The organism is Stenotrophomonas koreensis (genome assembly GCF_001431525.1).
GTDB classification, from domain to species: Bacteria; Pseudomonadota; Gammaproteobacteria; order Xanthomonadales; family Xanthomonadaceae; genus Stenotrophomonas; species Stenotrophomonas koreensis.
In genome coordinates this window covers 1-19,169 of sequence record NZ_LDJH01000017.1, presented here as the reverse complement: position 1 = coordinate 19,169, position 19,169 = coordinate 1, and the positions used below count along the sequence as shown (strand labels likewise).

21 protein-coding genes and 1 pseudogene are annotated in these 19,169 nt (G+C 66.6%); 6 read left to right on the top strand and 16 right to left on the bottom strand.

The genetic code is table 11. The annotated features are described in order from the left end of the window. The first annotated feature begins 146 nt into the window (after window positions 1–146). Window positions 147–1,061, top strand: coding sequence for an acyltransferase (locus ABB25_RS10170; protein ID WP_057666443.1), 915 nt, complete (start codon window positions 147–149; stop codon window positions 1,059–1,061). A 4-nt stretch (window positions 1,062–1,065) separates the two neighbouring features. Here the strand turns inward: ABB25_RS10170 and ABB25_RS10165 are convergent, their stop codons facing one another. The 5 genes from ABB25_RS10165 to ABB25_RS10145 all read right to left on the bottom strand — a co-directional run bounded on the left by ABB25_RS10165 (window position 1,066) and on the right by ABB25_RS10145 (window position 5,051). After that, a complete protein-coding gene (locus tag ABB25_RS10165; RefSeq protein WP_211259311.1) occupies window positions 1,066–2,199 on the bottom strand; it encodes a TFIIB-type zinc ribbon-containing protein in 1,134 nt (377 codons plus the stop codon). Next, on the bottom strand, window positions 2,192–3,271 hold the full coding sequence (locus ABB25_RS10160; protein ID WP_057666441.1) for an SPFH and helix-turn-helix domain-containing protein: 1,080 nt from the start codon (window positions 3,269–3,271) through the stop codon (window positions 2,192–2,194). Before ABB25_RS10160 ends, ABB25_RS10165 begins: the two co-directional genes overlap by 8 nt. Before the next feature lie 230 nt (window positions 3,272–3,501). Beyond that, entirely contained in the window at window positions 3,502–3,861 is a 360-nt protein-coding gene (locus ABB25_RS10155) for a hypothetical protein (protein ID WP_152981176.1), read from the bottom strand. A 221-nt stretch (window positions 3,862–4,082) separates the two neighbouring features. After that, window positions 4,083–4,508, bottom strand: coding sequence for a hypothetical protein (locus ABB25_RS10150; protein WP_152981175.1), 426 nt, complete (start codon window positions 4,506–4,508; stop codon window positions 4,083–4,085). Window positions 4,509–4,748: 240 nt separating this feature from the next. Continuing rightward, window positions 4,749–5,051: a monooxygenase gene (locus ABB25_RS10145; RefSeq protein ID WP_057666435.1), complete on the bottom strand. Its 303-nt coding sequence runs from the start codon at window positions 5,049–5,051 to the stop codon at window positions 4,749–4,751. A 239-nt stretch (window positions 5,052–5,290) separates the two neighbouring features. On the opposite strand from ABB25_RS10145, the gene ABB25_RS10140 reads away from it, so the two are divergent. After that, the gene (locus ABB25_RS10140) at window positions 5,291–5,767 is read left to right on the top strand and encodes a DUF421 domain-containing protein (RefSeq protein WP_152981185.1); all 477 of its coding nucleotides are present in this window, start codon (window positions 5,291–5,293) and stop codon (window positions 5,765–5,767) included. A gap of 311 nt (window positions 5,768–6,078) precedes the next feature. Further along, entirely contained in the window at window positions 6,079–6,681 is a 603-nt protein-coding gene (locus ABB25_RS10135) for a ferritin family protein (RefSeq protein WP_057666431.1), read from the top strand. A gap of 127 nt (window positions 6,682–6,808) precedes the next feature. Here ABB25_RS10135 and ABB25_RS10130 read toward each other — a convergent pair whose 3' ends face one another. After that, on the bottom strand, window positions 6,809–7,294 hold the full coding sequence (locus tag ABB25_RS10130; protein WP_057666429.1) for a pyridoxamine 5'-phosphate oxidase family protein: 486 nt from the start codon (window positions 7,292–7,294) through the stop codon (window positions 6,809–6,811). A gap of 414 nt (window positions 7,295–7,708) precedes the next feature. Beyond that, window positions 7,709–8,143: a PepSY domain-containing protein gene (locus tag ABB25_RS10125; RefSeq protein ID WP_244477802.1), complete on the bottom strand. Its 435-nt coding sequence runs from the start codon at window positions 8,141–8,143 to the stop codon at window positions 7,709–7,711. A gap of 248 nt (window positions 8,144–8,391) precedes the next feature. Between ABB25_RS10125 and ABB25_RS10120 the strand changes: the two genes are divergently transcribed. Beyond that, the gene (locus ABB25_RS10120) at window positions 8,392–10,509 is read left to right on the top strand and encodes a TonB-dependent receptor family protein (protein WP_057666428.1); all 2,118 of its coding nucleotides are present in this window, start codon (window positions 8,392–8,394) and stop codon (window positions 10,507–10,509) included. Window positions 10,510–10,646: 137 nt separating this feature from the next. On the opposite strand, the gene ABB25_RS10115 is transcribed toward ABB25_RS10120, so the two are convergent. Then, on the bottom strand, window positions 10,647–11,000 hold the full coding sequence (locus ABB25_RS10115) for an FKBP-type peptidyl-prolyl cis-trans isomerase (RefSeq protein ID WP_057666426.1): 354 nt from the start codon (window positions 10,998–11,000) through the stop codon (window positions 10,647–10,649). 505 nt (window positions 11,001–11,505) lie between these two features. Between ABB25_RS10115 and ABB25_RS10110 the strand changes: the two genes are divergently transcribed. Both ABB25_RS10110 and ABB25_RS10105 read left to right on the top strand, forming a co-directional pair. Next, window positions 11,506–11,880, top strand: coding sequence for a DUF1428 domain-containing protein (locus ABB25_RS10110; protein WP_057666425.1), 375 nt, complete (start codon window positions 11,506–11,508; stop codon window positions 11,878–11,880). Next, window positions 11,880–12,047 (top strand): annotated as a pseudogene (locus ABB25_RS10105) (VOC family protein); the annotation flags it as partial. The gene ABB25_RS10110 and the pseudogene ABB25_RS10105, both read left to right, overlap by 1 nt. A 126-nt stretch (window positions 12,048–12,173) precedes the next feature. On the opposite strand, the gene ABB25_RS10100 reads toward ABB25_RS10105, so the two are convergent. The 8 genes from ABB25_RS10100 to ABB25_RS10065 form a co-directional block, all read right to left on the bottom strand. Continuing rightward, window positions 12,174–13,025 carry a DUF6973 domain-containing protein gene (locus ABB25_RS10100; RefSeq protein WP_057666423.1) on the bottom strand — a complete coding sequence of 284 codons (852 nt, stop codon included), beginning with the start codon at window positions 13,023–13,025 and terminating at the stop codon, window positions 12,174–12,176. 3 nt (window positions 13,026–13,028) lie between these two features. Further along, complete coding sequence (locus tag ABB25_RS14580; protein WP_057666668.1) at window positions 13,029–13,373, bottom strand: hypothetical protein; 345 nt, start codon at window positions 13,371–13,373, stop codon at window positions 13,029–13,031. A gap of 444 nt (window positions 13,374–13,817) precedes the next feature. Beyond that, complete coding sequence (locus ABB25_RS10090; RefSeq protein ID WP_152981174.1) at window positions 13,818–14,267, bottom strand: hypothetical protein; 450 nt, start codon at window positions 14,265–14,267, stop codon at window positions 13,818–13,820. A 4-nt stretch (window positions 14,268–14,271) separates the two neighbouring features. Beyond that, a complete protein-coding gene (locus tag ABB25_RS10085; RefSeq protein ID WP_152981173.1) occupies window positions 14,272–14,604 on the bottom strand; it encodes a hypothetical protein in 333 nt (110 codons plus the stop codon). A 267-nt stretch (window positions 14,605–14,871) separates the two neighbouring features. Beyond that, the gene (locus tag ABB25_RS10080; protein ID WP_152981172.1) at window positions 14,872–15,438 is read right to left on the bottom strand and encodes a hypothetical protein; all 567 of its coding nucleotides are present in this window, start codon (window positions 15,436–15,438) and stop codon (window positions 14,872–14,874) included. A 494-nt stretch (window positions 15,439–15,932) separates the two neighbouring features. After that, the gene (locus tag ABB25_RS10075) at window positions 15,933–16,808 is read right to left on the bottom strand and encodes a glycerophosphodiester phosphodiesterase family protein (protein WP_057666415.1); all 876 of its coding nucleotides are present in this window, start codon (window positions 16,806–16,808) and stop codon (window positions 15,933–15,935) included. Continuing rightward, a complete protein-coding gene (locus ABB25_RS10070; protein ID WP_160319430.1) occupies window positions 16,805–17,710 on the bottom strand; it encodes a glycerophosphodiester phosphodiesterase family protein in 906 nt (301 codons plus the stop codon). Before ABB25_RS10070 ends, ABB25_RS10075 begins: the two co-directional genes overlap by 4 nt. An 11-nt stretch (window positions 17,711–17,721) precedes the next feature. After that, window positions 17,722–19,169, bottom strand: a 1,448-nt coding sequence (locus ABB25_RS10065) for a TonB-dependent receptor domain-containing protein (RefSeq protein ID WP_152981171.1), incomplete at its 5' end; no start/stop codon positions are given.

The following is a 19,169-nucleotide window of genomic DNA, read 5'->3' as shown; positions in this document are numbered from 1 at the left end:
CTGCGGCAACGCTGTCGTCAAGGCCGGGGCACGCCGGCAAATGCCGGTTTTGTATCATGGCCCAACGTACTTTGCCGTATGCCGTGAACGCAAGCGGCCCGACCACCCGCGGGCACGCCGGACCACGGCTCCCAACAAGGTTTCCCATGCTGCATTTTTTGCCCCCCGTTGTCCGCGGAATCCTCGCCAGCGCGCTGCTGGGCATCAACATCGCCTGCTGGGCGCTGCTGCTGTTTCCACTGACCCTGGTCAAACTGCTGCTGCCTTCGGCGCGGCTGCGACAGGCACCGGGGCGGGCATTGGTGTGGGTGGCCGAAGGCTGGATCAGCTGCAACAAGTTCTGGATGGACCTGGTCCAGCGCACGCGTTGGCATGTCAGCGGTGGCGAGCGCCTGCGCAGGGATGCCTCCTACCTGATCACCTCCAACCACCAGAGCTGGGTCGATATCTTCGTGCTGCAGTACCAGCTCAACCGGCGCATTCCGCTGATGCGCTTTTTCCTGAAGAAGGAGCTGATCTTCGTGCCGGTGATGGGCCTGGCCTGGTGGGCGCTGGATTTCCCGTTCATGAAACGCTATTCGAAGGCCTACCTGGCCCGGCACCCGGAAAAGCGCGGCAAGGACCTGGAAACCACCCGCCGCGCCTGCGCCCGGTTCAGCGCGATCCCGGTGGCGATCACCAACTTTGTGGAAGGCACCCGTTTTACCGCCGCCGGCCACGCCGCCCAGCAGTCACCGTACCGGCACCTGCTCAAGCCGCGTGCCGGTGGCATCGCTTTCGTGATCGACGCGATGGGCGAACAGCTCAAGACCCTGGTCAACGTCACCATCCACTATCCCGATGGCCGGCCCAGCTTCTGGGACCTGCTGTGCGGGCGCATGCAGCAGGTGGTGGTGCGGCTGGAGGAAATCCAGATCCCACGCCAGTTCCTTGGCCGCAATTACGAACAGGACGCCCAGTACCGGGCCGAGTTCCAGCACTGGGTCAACCAGCTGTGGGAGCACAAGGATGCCCTGCTGGAGCAGCTGCAGCGGCAGTTCCCGGCCGGTCGCCGGGCCTGAGCCTTCAGCGCAGAAGCAGCCAGAGCAGGCCGAGCACGGCCAGGACCGCCAGCACTGCGCCGAGGATCTTCCAGACGCTGTACGGACGCTCGCCGGCCACCACCCCGGTATAACCGTTCACCGCCACCTGGTAGCTCTTGCGTCCATAGCGGTAGGTGACCAGCCACACCGGCACCAGCACATGCTTGAAGGTGCGCCCGCTGTAGCGCGCCTGCACCTGCAGGTTGCGGTAGGTATCGCCCGGCACCTGGCCGGCGCACAGCTCACGGGTGCGCTGGTCCATCTGCATGGCAGCGGCCTGCGCTGCGCGCGGCAGGTCCACCTGGTAGCGCTCCACTGTCCAGCCACGCACGTATTCCGGTGAATAGGCCCGCAGTTCCTTGACCGGGAACGGCCCGATCTGGCGCAGCAGGGGCGCATGCACTCCGGTCGAGCCGGGCTGGAGCAGGTCATCGAAGAAGTGCTGCAGCTCGCCGCTGGCCGGCACCCAGCGCACCCGCCGCTCCATCCGTGTGCGGGTGGTCCCACTGGCGTCGCGGTAGCTCACCGGCACGTAGTAGTAGTGCCCGGCATCGGCGCGCCAGCGGGCATCGACATGGGCATCAAAGGTCCAGTACGGCAGGTAGATGCCATGCAGGGTGTCGGTCAGCGCCGCCCGCTTGAGTGCGCTGGGTGCATAGCGACGGCTGCCATACCAGCGCCGCAGCAGGTCACGTACCTGACCCTCGGCATGCTGGAACGGCAGCAGGCTGCCCGGGGTGATGGCCTCCTCGCTGGCCTGGTGGTCGATGATCGATGGCGAGCCGCAGAACTCGCAGCGCTGCGCCACGCGGTCGGCCTGGAACACCGACACCGCCTGGCAACTCTGGCAGCGCACCTCGCGGCTGGCCTCGCCCCAGCCCCGGTGCTGGCCGGCAGAGGCCAGGGCCGCTTCCAGGTCCAGCTCGGCAATGCCTTCCTGGCCCGGCAACGGCGGGGCAGCCGGGCTCCAGGCGGCCTGGGTGCCACAGAACGGACAGCGCAGCATCTGCCGCGCCGCATCCCACAGCATGTCGCCGCCGCAGGCCTGACAGGCATGCTTGCCGACCGTGATGTCCTCACGGCCGGGCAGCGGCGGCGGTTGCGGGGCCTCACTCACCGCGCAGGAACGCGTCCAGGGCCGAACGCGCAATGCGGGTGGCATTGCCGATGCGGCGTGCCTTCAGCTCACCGGCCTCGATGGCCGCCAGCACGTCCTCCACCGATACGCTGAGGATCTGCGCAGCCTGCTCCGGGTTGAGCACTTCCAGCCCGTTGTCCGCCGCGGCGCCGGCACTCACTGCGCCGGGCAACGGTGGCGGCGCGGCCTGCGCACCGGGCTGCATCGACTTCATCATTTCCTGGGCCATGCCAAAGCCCATCGCCATCTGCGCCGGCACCGCGGCTGCGGCAGCACCCTCGCCGCCCTCGCCCATGCCCTTGCCCATCTGGTATTTGACGAAATCGTTGAGGTTGCCGACCGCGCCCATGCTCGAACGCTTGTCGATGGCCTGCTCCACTTCTGCCGGCACCGAAACGTTCTCGACCACGAAGGCGGTGATTTCGATGCCGTACTTGTCAGTCATCACCGGGTTGATGATCGGCAGCAGGGCGTCACCGAGCTCGGAATAACGCGCGGCCACCTCCAGTGCCGGCACCCCGGCCCGCGCCAGTGCCTCGGAAAACACACTGACGATGCGCGAACGCATGGTTTCGGCAAACTCGTCCAGACGGAAATTGTGGTCGGTGCCGGCCACTTCCTTGAGGAACTTCGGCGCATCGACGATGCGGAAATCGTAGGTACCGAACGCGCGCAGGCGGACCATGCCGAAGTCGGCATCGCGCAGCATCACCGGGTTGGCGGTGCCCCACTTGTTGCCGGTGAACAGCCGGGTGTTGAGGAAGTAGACATCGCACTTGAACGGCGACTCAAAGCCGTACTTCCAGCCCAGGATGGTCGACAGCACCGGAATGTTCTCGGTGCTCAGGGTGTGCTTGCCCGGCGCGAACAGGTCGGCGTACTGGCCGGCAGCCACAAACTGCACCACCTGCGATTCGCGCACGATCAGCTGCGCACCGTTCTTGATCTGGCGATCCTCATCCGGCCAGCGGTAGGCCAGGGTGTCACGCGAATCATCGGTCCATTCGATGATCTCGATCAGTTCCTTGCGGATGAAGTTCAAGATGCTCATATCGCCTCCAGGCTGCAGATGGACCCATTCTAGGGCCAGCCGAATACCGGCGACGGGGTCGCGGAACGGAACGGCGCCAGCATCCCGCTTGCTGCTGCCGGCGCGGCCCGGGCGAGGACCACGCTGCCGGTGTTGTGCCGCGGCCGGCAGCGGGGGATGCACAGTGGCAATCAGCGCTGGGGCACAGCACCCGGGCAAGGCAACAACCGCCTCAACCGCGGGCAGCTGATTCAGGCATACAGCCGCCGGCCGCGCAGTTTTCCGAACACCCGGTGGCAGGTCTGCGGGTCAGCCTGCAGGGCTTGCCACAGCTGCTGTTGATCCAGCGCCTGCAACTGCCAGCACAGCTGCCATCCACGCCATGTCCAGCGCCATTGCGCATCGGCCCGGTACCAGCACGGTCCCGGCCCCTGGCAGTACCACGCGGCCGGCAGCTGTCCGGCCGTCACCCCGGTCAGCACCCGCACTGGCGTGCCCTGCAGCTGCAGCCGCTGCAGGCTGGCCGCCAGCACCGATGCCTGGCTGGCCTGTGCGGCCTCGTTCGCCGCGCCCCGCCACCTGGCCAACAAACCCAGCCTCACGCCGGTCATCGCCTTCACCTCATCCCTGTATGTCGGTGCGCTGCCGGTCTCCAGGCAGCGGCGTGATCTTCACATTGTCGGCAAGACGACGCCAGCACGGCGGCGCGAACTGTCAGCAGGCGTGCAAAGAAAAAGCCGCGCCGGTCACCCGGCGCGGCTGGCAATACAGCTCTGCCGGCTGTCGCCACACTCCCAATGCTACCCAATCAGCAACGATCAACTGCCCCACGTCACAACTGCAGACCACGCTCACCCACTTCACCAAACGCCAGCCACAGCGCCTCGTCGTCCCCATCCAGGGCCTGGCGCATGTGTTGCTCATCCAACGGCCGTACCACCCAGCGCACCTGCCAGCGCAACCACTGCCGCTCACACAGTGCCACCGCCATGTAACAGGTCCGTCGTGGACCGACGCAGTACCACCAGGAGGCCTGTGCGGCCGCCTGCGCGGCCGGCAGCACCGGTGCCGGCGGCGGGCACTGATCGCGCCGGATCACCGTCACTTCCGCCCCGGTCAGGCGCTGGCCATAGGTCGGAAAACGCAACTGCGAAAAGCTCTGCTCCTGTGCCAGCTGCAACTGCCTGTCGCGCTGACGCCGGTCATGCAGCCAGACCCCGGCGGCAACAATCAATCCCACTAGCAGCGCGACAAGCATGGTGACCACTCCCTGAGTCGATTACCCAACGGGGCAGATACTGACGCACAGCGTCACTACTTGCCACTCTTCATGAGCAGAATCTGGCGGGAATGTGCAAAACCCTGACCGCGGGCACAGTTCAGCAAGCAAAACCCCATGCCCGGCATGGGCATGGGCATGGACCACAGCCTCCCGCAGCCAGCAGGGCCTGCGCGCTGGCTGCGGGCAGTCAGCAGCAATCCCCTGCGGCGGGGTGGTTCACAGCGGCGCGCGGTCAATCAACGACAGCGGCCGGTTGACCTGGAACAGCTTGGCATTGACCTGCGGCACCCCAAAGCCGGCCAGGCGCGCACGGTGCATGTCCAGGTAGGCCTGGGCACTGGCCTGGTCCTGGAACAGGTAGATGCCACCGGCCTGGTTGCTGTCGGGCTGTTCGGTCCAGATCTTCCAGATCAGCCCGGGCTCGCCGGCAATGGACACGGCCAGATCGGCCATCTGTGCATGCATTGCCTCGCCCCACGGGCCGGCATACGGAAAATCCACCTGCAGCACTACCGCCATGACACTCTCCTGCAAACCAGAAAGCCACAGCCTAGCGCGTGGTGATCCTGTCCAGCAGCACGGATTCAGGCCGCTGGCAGACAAACGGCTGGCCGGACCAGGGCCAGCGGCAAACGGCAAACGGCAAACGGCAAACGGCAAGCACAGCGCAGGCGATGGCCATGGTCACAGGCGGTTGACGCGCGCCCGGCACCATGACGGACCTTGTCCTGAGTGGAGCCTGCCCCGTGTCCAGCGCCATCGAGCGGTTTTTCTCGCTGTCCATGCCCTGGTGGGAATTCATTGCCCGTGCCGTGGTGGTGTACCTGGCAGTACTGCTGCTGATCCGCCTCACCTCCAAACGCACGCTCGGCCAGGCCACCTCGTTTGACCTGCTGCTGATCGTGCTGCTGGGCAACTCGGTGCAGAACGCCCTGCTCGGCGATGACATTTCCCTCGGTGGCGGCTTGATCCTGGCCGCCACCCTGTTGCTGCTCAATGCCCTCACCGGTCGGCTGTCCAGCTACTCGCCCAGGCTGGACAAGCTGCTGGAGGGCGAGCCGGTGATCCTGGCCAGCAACGGCGTACTGTTCGGGCAACGGCTCAAGGCCGCGGCCATCAGCGAGAACGAGTTCCACAGCGCCCGCCGCGAAGCCGACATTGCAACCCTGGCCCAGGTACGCCTGGCCGTGCTGGAAACCTCCGGACACATCACCTTTCTGGACGCCCGGCAGTAACGCCACAGCACGCCGGCGTGTCCCGTGTAGCGCGCTGCCTTTGCAGGCACCCGCTTGCGCCCGGCCAGGCAGGCGGATGCCTGATCCGGCGCAGGCCCGGCCCCACCGCCCAAGGGGCGCCACAGGGCACAGGCACGTTGCTCAAGGTGAATGCAGGCGCAACCTCAAAACGCTGCGCAGGTCACAAAAACCCGCATGATCGGCGCCAGTTTCCCTGGTCAGAAAACTGAACCCGGCCGACGTTCCGACCCTGTCACACGCTCTTTGCCAACGCTGGGAAAAGCTGCCGGCTCACTGTCGGAGGAACCAAGATGGCCAGCAAGACCAACAACACACAGCTCACCGAATTACTGCTCCAGGCACTGGAAACCGAACGTGGCGGCATCCAGATCTACACCGCCGCCATCGAGGCCGCACAGAACGAGGACCTGCGCAATGAATGGCAGGAATACCTGGACCAGACCATGACCCATGAGGAAGTGTTGACCCAGGTATTCCACACGCTGGGGCTGGATACCGAAGCTGACAGCCCGGGCCGGCAGATCGTCGCCCATCACGGGCAATCACTGGTCAAGGCGATCCAGATGGCGATCAAGGCCGGCGATCCGGCCGCGGCAGAACTGGTCGCGGCCGAATGCGTGGTCCTGGCCGAGACCAAGGACCACCAGAACTGGGAACTGATCGGCCGCGTCGCCGAACAGGGCGGCCAGCATGCCAGGGTGCTCAGGCAGGCCTACCAGGCCGTGGAAGAACAGGAAGACCACCACCTGTACCACACCGCTGGCTGGGCCCGCGAGCTGTGGCTGCAGGCACTGGGCATGCCGGCGGTGCTGCCGCCACCGGAAGAACGCAAGAACGTGGAAACCGCCATTGGCGCCGCACGCGCCGAAAATGCACGCGGCGACTATCTGTAACCAGCGCTGTCATCACCGCGCCGGGCAGGTGCTGGCAGCCCTGTCCGCCGGTCGTCGCCGGCAGCGCCCCTCGCCTGCACGGCCAGGGGCCGCTCCCGACCAGCCGCACTACGGCAGGCACAACGACTCAACGCAGGTCGACACTGGCATGCTCATCGGCATGCAGACGGTCCGGATCGATCTTGCCCAGCAGGGTCTTGATGCCGTCCAGCAGGGTATTGCCGCCCTGCCAGATTTCCGCATGGGTGGCATCAAAGCGCAGCAGCACCAGGCGCGGGTCATCCTTGCCTTCGAACCAGCTGGCAAAGCTGGGCCGCCACAGCCGCTCGACCACCGAGGGGCCATCGTGCACATGCAAGGTGCCGGACAGGCAGGCAAACAGGTCATGCCCCTTGTCCACGAACGATGCCACCGCCGTGCGCTGGCCATCGGCCATGTCGATCAGTGCGTTCGGTCGCCGGGCAAAAAACCACAGCGGGCTGTGGCGACCATCCAGCAACGCGGTCATCGGCCGCAGATGGCCGTATTCGGCCTCGGGAACACCCAGCATCAGGGTGTGATCGCTTTCCAGCGCCTTCCAGAGCTTGTCCTGCAGTTCATCGGGGGTGGACATGGGGAAAATCCTCCGCAACCAGTGGGGGATCAACCCTGACAGCTGCGGCATGTGGCGGTGGTGAAGCCGGCATCAAGTGTCTGTGCAGCCCTTCCTCCCCCCTTCCGAGCAGCCGGAGGCGTCAGCCGCTGCGCCGCAACCCCTGTCCCCGGCCCGCGGGCGGTCTGATCAAGTACTGCCGGCGACGGCAGGGCCTGAGCACCCGCGACTGCGCCCCGCCAGCGGCGGTGAAGCAGGCGCCACCGCCACAGCAAAGCGGCGTGCCTGCACCGTCACTCAATCAACAGCGCGATGGCCGCACTGCCGCCACCACCCCGGCACCGCAAGCAACAACGCGGCACCCTGCCGGCCAGTCTGCGCCTGCTGCCCAAGGCCTTGCCGGGTGCCCGGCCAGCGGCGCGAGCGTGCCCGGGCTCAATCCCACCAGTACTCGCGCTGGGTATGCAGCACCCGGCCATCGAACCCGCTCAGGCGGACCTCGACGGCATGGTTGCGGGCATCGCGCGCCTCTAGCTTCCAGGTGGCGCCGTCGCGCTCGAGCTTGCGGACGTCCTTCAGTCCATGGGCAGCGGCACGTTGCAGGATAGCCGCCGAATCCAGCAACGGCCGGCCATCATGGGCATCGAAGATCTCGCCGTTGGCCGGGTCGATATAGATCTCGGCAAACACGCCGTCGGCACGGCTGACATCGGCCTCCCACAGGCCATCGTCGCGCTCAAGGTCATGGATCTGGGTGTAACCGGCGGCGCGCAGCGCCTGCTCGACTGCGGCGGCGTTGGGCAGCGGCGCGGCCAGCGCGGGCTGGCTGGCCAGCAACAAGCCGCCAACCAGCAGGGAACGGATGGTCACCATGGCAATCTCCAGCAGAAGCGAGCGGGCCGCCACTATAGCTGCCCGTGCGTTGGCAGGGAGGTGACGGACCCCGGGTGGGTGGCCATTACAGACCGCACGGCCTCACAGCCGCACTGCTGCCGTGTTGGCGGCACACTGCACGGGCACAGGCGTGGGCAGCACTCTCCGCACCGGGCCGTACGGCCTGGTCGCGGCCGGCTGCGCATAATGGCCAGCTGAATTGGCCCACGTCTGTCTGCTTGCGCATGTCCTATCCGTCTTGCCGCTTCATCGTTGTTCCGCTGTGCCTGGCCATCGGCCTGGCCCTGTCCCCGGCCACCCTGGCCGCCACGCAGGCCAACACAGCCACCACCCTGGATGCGATCCAGGTCACCGCGGCCGATGCCAGCGCCCAGGCCCGCGAACGGCTACGCCGCCTGCCCGGGGCCAGCAACGTGATCGACGTGGCCAGCACGCCGCGCCGGCTGGCCAGCAGCGCCGACGTACTGGCCTACCAGCCTGGCATCAGCGCCGCTTCCCCGGGCAATGAAGGCACCAAGGTCTCGATCCGTGGCTCAGGCATCAACCGCGGCCCCGGCGCACATGGCTCGGGCATCGCGGTGTCGATCGACGGCCTGCCGCTGACCGGGGCCGGCGGCACCCCGTACGAGCTGCTCGAACCGCTGTGGCTGTCGCGGGTGGAGGTGCTGCGCGGCGCCAACGGCATGACCCGTGGCGCCCTGGCGCTGGGCGGGGCGATTGACTACATCAGCCGCAGCGGCCGCGATTCACCCGGCCTGCAGCTGCACTACGAGGCCGGCAGCCGCGGCTACCAGCGGCGCGGCCTGGGCTGGGGCGGGGTCGATGGCGAACACGATTACTACCTGGCCTATGCCGATACCGAATTTGACGGCTACCAGCGCCATGCCGCCGGCGACGGCCAGGGCGCGATGGCCAACCTCGGCTGGCAGCTCCGCCCGGACCTGCACACCCGGCTGTTCGTACGCTACCGCCAGACCGCGCACCAGACGCCCGGGCGCCTGACCCGCGCCCAGATCCGCAACGACCCGCGTGCGGCCAACCCGGCCAACCTGGCCATCGATGCCCAGCGGCCACAGCCGGGCAGCAGCTGGATCGGCAATGTGACCACGCTGCAGCTGGATGCCGACAGCACGCTGCAGGCCGGGCTGGTGTATCACCGCTACCCGATGGATTTGAACGAGAGCCTGTACCGCCAGCAGCTGGACTATGCCGGCCTCAACGCCACCCTGGACTACCAGCGCCGGCACCCGCTGTTTGGCCGCGACAGCGAAACCACGCTGGGCCTGCGCCTGGCCCACGACCTGGACGCCGATGTGCGTGAATCGCTGCGCCGACCTGCCAACGGCTACCCGGCCGGCACCCGTACCCGCGATTTCAGCCACCACGGCAGCGACAGCACCCTGCACTTGGGCAACCGGCTGGCGCTGGCCGAGCGCCTGGAGCTGCAGACCGGGCTGGCCCTGGTCCACACCCGCCGCGATGTGCAGGTGCGCTGGCCGCAAACCGGTGGCCGCCTGCGTGAACAGGACTGGGATTACGCCCCGCGCCTGGGCCTGAGCTGGCAGCACAGCACGCATACGCAGTGGTTCGGCAACCTCAGCCGCTCGCTGGAAGCGCCGCACCCGTGGTCGATGATCTGGGGCTCCAACCAGTATTTCGCCGCCGGCAATGGCCCGTCCAGCGGCCGCCAGAGCGCGCCGGTGCCGATGCGCAGCCAGACCGCCACCACGCTGGAGCTGGGCGCACGCGGCCAGGCTGCCCTGGGCCAATGGGAGCTGACCGGCTACCACGCCCACCTCAGGCACGAGCTGCTCAGTGTCGAGCTGCAGCCGGCACCGAACCTGTTCATTGCCGAGAACAACGCCAGCCCGACCCTGCACCGCGGCGTGGAGGCCGGGCTGGACAGCACCCTGTGGCAGGCCGCACCCGGCCGGCTGTCGCTGCGCCAGGCCTACACCTTCAGCGATTTCCGCTACCGCGGCGATGCCCGCTTCGGCCGCAACCGCCTGCCCGGGCTGCCACGCCATGCCTACCAGGCCGAACTGCGCTTTGACCACGGCTCCGGCCTGCATGCGGCGCTGAGTACCGATTACGCCTCGCGCATGGCCGTGGACTACGCCAACAGCTACTGGGCCGACAGCCGCATCGTGTTCGGTAGCCGCATCGGCTACGACGCCCCGGACGGGCGCTGGCAGGCCTGGGCGGAAGTGCGCAACCTCGGTGACCGGCGCTATGCCGCCACCGTGACCCCGGGCTACGACGACGCGGGCCGCGACCTGGCCCGCTCCACGCCGGGCGAAGGCCGCAGCGTGTATGCCGGGGTGCGCTGGCGCCTGGACTGAGCCGGCAGGCCGGCAACGGTGCGGCAGGGCAGATGCCCGCCGCGCCGTAGTGCCGCCAGCACGACACGCCAGGTTGCACCCGCGTCGCCCCAGGCACCGCAGCCGGGGCGATCCCGGCACTGCCCGGTACCCGGGGCTCAGGCCCCGAGCAGCTCGACCTCGAACAGCAAGGTGGCATTGGGCGGGATGTCGCGCCCGGCACCACGCTTGCCGTACGCCAGGCCCGGCGGAATGATCAGGCTGCGCTTGCCGCCGACCTTCATCCCGGCCACGCCCTCGTCCCAGCCCTGGATCACCGCGCCGGCACCGAGCGGGAAGATGAAAGGCTCACCAAAATCCTTGCTGGAATCGAACTTCCTGCCCTGCACGCCATCGTTGTAGAGCCAGCCGGTGTAGTGCACCACCACCGTGCGCCCACGCTTTGCCTCGGCACCGACACCGATCACGCTGTCCTCGTACTGCAGGCCGGAAGCCGTTGTCACAAACGCCATGTCATTTCCTCTGCGGCCGGGTCCAGCACCCGGTGGCCCACAGTCTACCTGCGCCCCCTGCGTGCCCTGGCGCCAACCGCGTCGGCCTTGCCGCCTGCCAGTGCCGCCAGCCTGCTCCCGCTGAGCAGGCTGCAGGCGCGCCTCCGCCAGGATGACGCGGCAGGCAAACGCTGTCGGGGCAAGGCCAGGCCGGTGCACACCACTGAGGGTCACAGCCGCCGGCGTTGCCGTCATACAGGCGCCAGCGAGCAACTGTCTGAGCAAAAGTCAGGCAGGCCGTTGCCCCTGCACCGGATGCCGCCCCTGTTCGCCACCAACGGGCAGACAAGGCCGCATCAACCTGACCCACACGCCTGGCCAGTCATGGCGCTGACTGAAAGCGCATCGGCTCCTGTCCGGAAACAGTCTCTCCACATCCGGGCAACACCTGCACGCCGATGCTGGGTTTCCCGACACCTCCGCCCCCGGTTGTCGCACACGGCCCTGACCAAGCGAGGCACTGCCCATGTCCTACATCGATGGTTTTCTTGCCGCCGTGCCGGTGGCCAACAAGTCCGCCTATCTGGCCCATGCGCAGTACATGGCCACCGTGTTCATGGAATACGGGGCACTGCAGGTGGTGGAGAACTGGGCCGATGATGTGCCACACGGCAAGCTCACTGATTTCCACCGCGCGGTGCAGGCCGGCGACGGCGAGGCCGTGGTGTTTTCCTGGGTGCGGTGGCCGGACAAGGCCACCCGCGATGCCGGCTGGAAGGCGATGGAGAACGACCCACGGATGCAGGCCGACAGCCTGCCGATGCCCTTCGACGGCAAGCGCATGGTGTATGGCGGCTTCATCAACCTGCTCGGCCTTCCCGGTGCAGCAGCAACGCCGTGATGATCGCGCGCAATACCGTTTGCCTGTGGTTCGACCATGACGCACTGGAAGCGGCCACCTTCTACGCGGCCACCTTCCCGGACAGCCATGTCGATGGCATTTTCCGCGCCCCGGCCGACTACCCGGCCGGCAAGCACGGCGATGTGCTCAACGTGAGCTTCACCGTCGAATGAAACCTGCACGCAGCGCAGGCACAGGATCAGATGTCCCTGATCGCATAAAAACGTGGGGAAACCCAAGAACCTGCCCCCATTGTTGTTCAGCCCAGGCCATGAAACCTTGGGACTGGGGCCTCAGCGCCCCCCGTAGCCCACAGATGGCTCCTGTCGCCCCTGCTCGTAGGCATGCAGGGCATTGTGCTGGTCGGCCTGGTACACGCTTTGTTGCATGTCTGGTGCGGCCGTCTGTGCCTCCACCACCGCCCGGATCCCGGGAGTAACACCACTGACCACAATGCGCTCGCCCAACAGCAGGGCGCGATCAAGCTGCTCGCGGCTCTCAATACCAGCCTGCTTGCCTGCCACAAGCACTTCAGCCACCTTGGTGTCACTGAGCGTGGACGGCAGTTGTTGGCGCAATGCATCGAAATACATGCGGTCAGGATGGTCGTCAGGGAAGCGCTGCCCCGCCTGCCGCTGCAGGCGAACGATATCCGCGTTCATCCGATCGACATCACGCGCATCGACCAATTCGCGTTCGGGATGCCCTACCGGCAAGGCCAGCCGCTGGTCATAAAGATAGACACTGCGCAAACGTGCATCTTCAATGCTGGTTACCAGTTGGCCCTGTTCCATGGCCTGGAGCACCCCGCGTGCCAGCTCATCCTTGCCCGATGCCTCGTCTCCCAAGCGGCGCCCTATCTCGTTGTTCCATAGATCCATGCGGTGTTCGTAGGGATCGTTAGGGTGGGCCGGGCCGATCTCGGCATCGTCACCAAAACGGCGGGCTACCCACTGTTGGCCCATGGCCAGCTGGGTGACCCGGCCACTGGTATAGGCATGGCGGAAAGCATCCAGCTCATCGTTGTGCCCCTGCGAACGGAAACTTCCATCTGCCCGACGGGCCAACGTTATGCCGCTGAACTGCTCGTAGTAACGATAAGCATCCTGCTCGATGGCTTTCTTGATATCCCGGGTGATTTCCATCGGTCAATCCTCGTTGCCCGCCGGCACCGACTGGAACTCCACCGGCCCGGCGTATCCGGGGTACTTGCGCCGAACCACAATCAAATCCGATGGTGTGACGCAGGCATCTTCCAGCGAATTGGCAACGTGCCCCTCATCGACGAAGAACGCCTCATACGGAAGTGGCACACGATGGAAGGTGCCGTCGATCTGGAACTCCAAGCTCAAAACATCATCGCGGCGGAAGCACAGCTTCTGCCAGGAGAAATCGGTCAACCGACCCGCCTGTACGGTGACGGAATCCTGCTCGCTGAGCAGGTCATTGATCCGCTGGGAAAGTGATTCCTCGGTCAGTAATGGTGTTTTCATGCTGCACCCTGTCGTCAAGATGGAAATGCACAGTGCCAGCAAAAAAAAGGGCACAGATGCGTTGCGCAACCTCATGGCATACCTCGCATCAACCTGCACGGCCTGCCCAGCTTAGCCCCGTGCGCTGACCAAAACAGCACATGCAGGGTGACATCGCGCACACTCTCTGCACACCAGAAGCACAAGAGCGACGATGCGACTGAAAGCTGCCGCAACACAGGCCAGGCAAGAAATTCACGCGCACCATCGCTGCCCGCCCTACCAGCCGACTGCTCCTTTAGTCGCTGCGCTCCTTCGATGACCCTTGGGGCGCCATTGACTCCATAACAGACATACGCCTGGTTCACGTCACCTGCATGTGTAGCGGACGAAAGCCCTTACCTGCTTTCAGCATCAGTACGTTTCAAACAAGCAAGCCAAACTGGCGCGTCAGCCTGGTTGGCCTTACGGCCCGGTCGATGGCCCCTCGACCACGAAATTCTGCCCGTCCCAGCGCAACCAGCCTCCCAGCACGGCACCGTCATACGGCTGCCCGTAGCCCGGCGTGTCGGCGGGCAGGTCCCGCTCCGGGTCCTGTTCCAACAGGACCGCGCTGGCATTGCTGCTTGCCCAGCCTCCGGCATCCAGGAACGGCTCACCTGCGCCCTGCGCCCGCAGGCGCTGCCACTGCGCCGCATCCAGCGCAGGGAACAAGCGCCCGCCCACCCGGGTCTGCGGTGTCATCCGGCCATTGCCATCGATGCGGTACAACCTGGCCCCGGTATCCAGCACCCCGGCCGGCTGCTGGCTCAACCAGGTACAGCCGGCCGCCGCCGCGGTCGAGGCCTCCAGCCGGCGCTGGCGGATGGCCAGGTTGCGCAGCCCGCTGCAGTCCACACGGGCATACAGGGCCACGTCATCAGCCGCCCCGCCCTGGGCCACGGAAGTGACGCACCCACAGCGCCGGCGATTCGTGGCGGGCATGGAAAGGCTGCCCGGCAGCCGTGGCCACTGGTGCCGATGCCACCAGCTGTGCCACCGCGCGCGGCATCCCATGCCCGGCCTGCAGGCCGTCCACCAGCCAGGCCTGGGCCGTTGCCGGCAAAGGGCCCCAACCGGTGTGCTCGGCCAGGCTGACCGGCAAGGATGGCAGCCGCAGCGCATCCACCCCACCGGGGGCCTGCGCGTTGGCCGCAGGTGGGGTGTGGGCACAGCCCATCAACAACACCCCCACTGCCAACAGACATCCCACTGCCGCTGCTCGCAAACATCCGCCTTGTGTGTTCATCGTCCCCCCGGGGTCATTGATTCCTGCACTGCTGTCTGCACCTGGGCAGGCGCCGCCGTGGTGCTGGCCAGCCGCTGCAACAGGCTGTCGGAATCGGCACGCGAGGCGTCGGTGGCAAGGACGCCGATGCGGTTGTCGGCCGGCACCCCCATCCGCGCGGCTGACGATCAGGCGTCGACGACCCTTACCCACGCCACGCCAGGCATGCGCTTGCTGCACAAGCTGCGCCGCTCACTCCCAGCCCCACGGTGCGGGCGGTGCGTCGACGGGTTGGGTGAGGTCAAAGTCCATCTGGAAGCCGCGCGGGGTGCCGACACGGTTGCCGGCGTAGATCAGGCGCTGGCCGGGTTCAAGCGTGATTTGCCAGACACTGCTGATGCCACTACCGGGGATCACCTCGGCAGTGAGCTGGTCACCAGGGAATACCTGCACCTGGGCACTGCCACGGTTGACCGTGGTGCCGCCGTACTGGGTGATGGTGTCCGGCCTGCCATCGGCATGGCGATGGTCATGGCGCAGGGTGATACCGGCCTCGGTGCGGGTGAACACCCAGGTACGCGAGCGGTCATCGCCCACCACCAGCGGCACCCGGATGCGCTCGGGCGTGCACTCGCGCACGTGGATGCGGATGTCCTGCGCGGCAAAGGCCGAACCCGGCGCGCCCCACACCTCCTTGCCCGCAAATGCCTTGCCACACAGCGCCTGCAACTGCGTCCACCACACCTCCTGCGGCGATGCCGCCGGTGCATTGCCAACCACCAGCAACCCCAGAACCGCTCCCAACATCAGTCGCTTCATTACCCCTCCCCGGGATCGTTTCGCTGCAGATTGTCTGTTTGCCGGCAAACAATGCAAGGTGATGCGGCAAGGGAAAAGGCCAGACCAGCAAGCGGACCATGCAAGTGCGCGCACTCCTGCTGCCGTTGCCGTTGCCGTTGCCGTTGCCGTTGCCGTTGCCGTTGCCGTGAGCTTCTGCTCTACCTGCCCGAGCCGTAGAGCGTGCCGAGCATCGCAGCGGGCCGGGGATGAAGGCGCGGGGTGTTTGAGCGCAGCGAGTTCCCGCGCCGCCCCGGAACGCGAGAAGCGCAGGGCACCGCTGTGGCCGCAGGCCGCAGCGGCACGCGACCCGGCGAGAAGCCGTATTGGTGACTTTTGCGGCTTCAAAAGTCACCCGCACGCGCAGCGGGCGGAAGCCTCTACCTGCTCATAAAGAAAACGGGCCAGGTGCATGAAAGTGCACTCTGACCCCTGTTTTTCGGTCTACGTCATCGGCGTATCCGCCGACGCCCCTGTCACCGCGCCGAGTGCGTGCGCAGGAACGTATCCAGCCCCACCGGATCGTTGGTGAAGATGGCGTCGTAGCCCAACTGCAGTGCCTGCGCCCAATCGTCTTGATGATCCACAACGCCGGAAAACACCAGCACGCCGGCCGACTGCAGCTCACGCACCTGCTGCGCGGTGGTTTCTGCGGCCGACAGAACGATGCAGGTCGCTCCCAGCCGCTCCAGGGTGCCCAGGTAGTCACTGCTGTGCCGTGGCACGGCCAGCGGACAGGTGCGGACAGCCGGGTTCAGCAGGCGCATCGCCTCGAGGGTGCGCCAGTCGAAGGACTGCAGGATGACGCGGTCCTCCAGGCCGTGCTTGCGGATGAGCTGGTCCAGCTTGGCCGCGTACAGGGTGGTATCGATCGGCGCCCCCGGTGCACCGGGCTTGGGCATCTTGGTCTCGATGAAGAAACGCCTCTGCCGGTCACCGGCAAAGGCTTCCAACACCGAGGCCAGCGACGGCATCCGGATGTCGTCCCGCTTTTCGGCATCGGGATAGATCGATCGTGACGCCCGGCCACAGTCGAACTGCTGGCTGCGCGCCAGGGTCAGGGCACGCACCGGCTTGGGCACCAGGCCAACACCCGGCGCCGGCGTGCAGAACTGGGGATTGATATCGGCATCGTGGGTGACCAGCAGCTCGTTGTCTTCGGTCAGCTGCAGATCCATCTCCAGGTAGTCCACGCCCATCTGCTGCGCCTGCTTGAACGCGTACAGGCTGTTTTCCGGCCACAGCAGTGCACCGCCACGGTGGGCAATGATGTCCGGGTCGGCGGCCGCTGCCGTGCCGCCCACCATCACCAGACCGGCCAGCAGGGCCTTCCCCAGGCAAGAAATTGTCATTTTTCTGCCTCCATGCCGCGGAAGAACGCCGCCATGTCGGCCGGCTTGTCGGTGATGAAATACGTGGCGCCCAGCTCGCGCAGCTGGCGGTAGCGCTGGTGACGCTGCGGCGTGGGCAGGTTGTCGACCTCCCACAGCGTCTCGGTCATCAAGCGTGCACCGGAGGCCTTGGGCGTGGCGTGGAACTGCCGGAATTCCTCGTCGGTGGTCAGGTACCACAGGAAGTAGCCCGGCGGGTTGTAGGCCGCGAAGCCCGGCATGGTGTCCAGCGGGGCCGACTTGCAGCCCGGCCCGCGCGAGGCCGGGCACTCCTGGATGCGCGGTACCACGCCCAGCACCCCGGCCAGTGCCGGATCCGGGTGGGCAGGGTCACCGGGCCTGCCGGTCACCCACACCGTGGTCTGCCCCCGCATGCCCAGTGCGTCCACCAGTGCGGCCACGTCCGCATAGCCGGCCTGCTTGATGTCCAGGTGAACAATGAACCCGTGCTGGCGTGCGGCCAGCAGCATGTCGCGCAGCGTCGGCAGCGGCTCGTCGGTGACCACCACTGATGGACCGCCGTTGGCACGGCGCAGCCGCAGCTGCTGCAGCTGTGCCAGCGTCATCTCCGCCACCTTGCCCTTGCCATCGGTGGTGCGGTCCACCGTGGCATCGTGGATGGCCACCAGATGGCCATCCCGGGTGGTGCGCACATCCATTTCCACCGCGTTGATGCCCTTGCCGGCGCAGGCGTGGATGGAGGCGACGGACACCTCCGGCGCCTCCCCCACGCAGCCGCGGTGGGCCACCACGATCACCTCGTCGGGATGGCGCAGCCGCTCGGCCACCGCATCGTGCGCCAGCGCACTGCCGGCGCTGGCCAGGGCCGCACCGGCCACCAGCCAGTGCAGCGGTTTGATCATCGACGCCTGCATCAGAAGTCGGCCTTCAGGGTCAGGTACAGGTAGCGACCGACGCCGTCCATGTAGGCCGCACCGTTGTTGCTGTTGACCGAGTCGGCGGTCAGGTGCGGGGTGGTGGCAAAGGCGCTGAGCACCGGATGCTTGACCTTGCTGTCGGTGACGTTCTTCACGCCCAGCGAGACCGAGTACGTGCTGGTCGGGGCCCAGCCGATGTTGAGGTCATGCTGCCAGTAGGCCGGCACGTACGGCATTTCGCGGGTTTCCAGCGACTGGTCGTTGACCGCGTACAGGCTCTTGCTGATGAAGCGGGTGTTCACGCCGAAGCTGAAATCACCGATGTCATAGCGGTTGAGCAGGGTGGCCTTGAAATCCGGGTACTGGAACTGGCCCACGTTGTCGGTGCCTGCGCTGCCGCGCTGGGCAATGACACGGCGCTCCAGGTTGCGGGTGCCGTTGAGGCCGATGCGGTAGCTACCCGGGCCCAGGTTGAAGCGGTAGTTCACGCCGAAGTCGATGCCGCGGGTCTTGCGGCCGGCCAGGTTGGCGTACTGCGCCTGGATGTAATCCACTTCACCGGCCAGGTGGCCCGGGCCATCGCTCTGGTGGCGGTGCACGAACTGGCAATAGCCCATGTCCGGCGCACCGGTGGCATTGACGCAGTTGTTCATGATGGTGCCGTAGGCGATCGAGGTGATGACGTTGTCGATCTCGATCTCCCAGTAGTCGGCGGTGACATCCAGGCCGTCAACGAACCCCGGCTGCCACACCAGGCCGTAGGAGAAGGAATCGGAGGTTTCCGGATCCAGGTCCGCATTGCCGCCGGTGAACACGCGCGGGGCGTTCTGGTTCGGGGTCGGCAACGGGCCGGTCCAGCCCGGTACGGTCGCCGCACAGTTGGCCGGACGGTCCTTGTCCTGGCTGACACGGCCTTCCTGGCAGGGGTCGGCAATATGGCCCAGGGTGACCATGCTCACCGGCGAATACAGCTCGCCGAAGTTCGGCACGCGGGTGCTGAAGCCCTTGACCGCACGCAGGCTCAGGTCCTCGAACGGCGACCAGATCATGCCCAGCTTCCACGTGTTGGTGGACGGGTTGTCGCTGTAGTGCGAGTAACGGTAGGCGGCTTCGACGTCCAGGCGGCGGGCGCCCGGCAGATCGGCCAGCACCGGGAACACCACTTCGCCGTAGACCTCGGCCACGCGGCGGCTGGCGCTCATGTCCGGGTGCAGGCCATGGTCATTGCCCGGCGACCAGACGATGTTGTGCAGCTTGGCGGTGTCGGCATCGTCGCGGGTGTCCAGGGTCTCGCGGCGCCATTCGGTGCCGGCGGCGAAACGGACGCTGCCGGCGGGCAGGTCGAACAGTGCGCCGTTCATGCCCAGGCCCACGTTTAGCAGGCTGTTGCGGGTGCGCTCGTCGCGCTGGTACGGCATGACGTAGTCCAGCCAGGCCTGGCTGG

Bases quoted from the DNA above. Each gene is read 5' to 3' on its own strand.
- ABB25_RS10135 (WP_057666431.1), top strand. From the start codon at position 6,079: ATGGCCAGCAAGACCAACAACACACAGCTCACCGAATTACTGCTCCAG.
- ABB25_RS10110 (WP_057666425.1), top strand. From the start codon at position 11,506: ATGTCCTACATCGATGGTTTTCTTGCCGCCGTGCCGGTGGCCAACAAG.
- ABB25_RS14580 (WP_057666668.1), bottom strand. From the start codon at position 13,373: ATGAAAACACCATTACTGACCGAGGAATCACTTTCCCAGCGGATCAAT.
- ABB25_RS10160 (WP_057666441.1), bottom strand. From the start codon at position 3,271: ATGAGCATCTTGAACTTCATCCGCAAGGAACTGATCGAGATCATCGAA.
- ABB25_RS10130 (WP_057666429.1), bottom strand. From the start codon at position 7,294: ATGTCCACCCCCGATGAACTGCAGGACAAGCTCTGGAAGGCGCTGGAA.
- ABB25_RS10100 (WP_057666423.1), bottom strand. From the start codon at position 13,025: ATGGAAATCACCCGGGATATCAAGAAAGCCATCGAGCAGGATGCTTAT.
- ABB25_RS10075 (WP_057666415.1), bottom strand. From the start codon at position 16,808: ATGACAATTTCTTGCCTGGGGAAGGCCCTGCTGGCCGGTCTGGTGATG.
- ABB25_RS10170 (WP_057666443.1), top strand. From the start codon at position 147: ATGCTGCATTTTTTGCCCCCCGTTGTCCGCGGAATCCTCGCCAGCGCG.
- ABB25_RS10080 (WP_152981172.1), bottom strand. From the start codon at position 15,438: ATGAAGCGACTGATGTTGGGAGCGGTTCTGGGGTTGCTGGTGGTTGGC.
- ABB25_RS10120 (WP_057666428.1), top strand. From the start codon at position 8,392: ATGTCCTATCCGTCTTGCCGCTTCATCGTTGTTCCGCTGTGCCTGGCC.
- ABB25_RS10070 (WP_160319430.1), bottom strand. From the start codon at position 17,710: ATGATCAAACCGCTGCACTGGCTGGTGGCCGGTGCGGCCCTGGCCAGC.
- ABB25_RS10155 (WP_152981176.1), bottom strand. From the start codon at position 3,861: ATGACCGGCGTGAGGCTGGGTTTGTTGGCCAGGTGGCGGGGCGCGGCG.
- ABB25_RS10145 (WP_057666435.1), bottom strand. From the start codon at position 5,051: ATGGCGGTAGTGCTGCAGGTGGATTTTCCGTATGCCGGCCCGTGGGGC.
- ABB25_RS10115 (WP_057666426.1), bottom strand. From the start codon at position 11,000: ATGGCGTTTGTGACAACGGCTTCCGGCCTGCAGTACGAGGACAGCGTG.
- ABB25_RS10150 (WP_152981175.1), bottom strand. From the start codon at position 4,508: ATGCTTGTCGCGCTGCTAGTGGGATTGATTGTTGCCGCCGGGGTCTGG.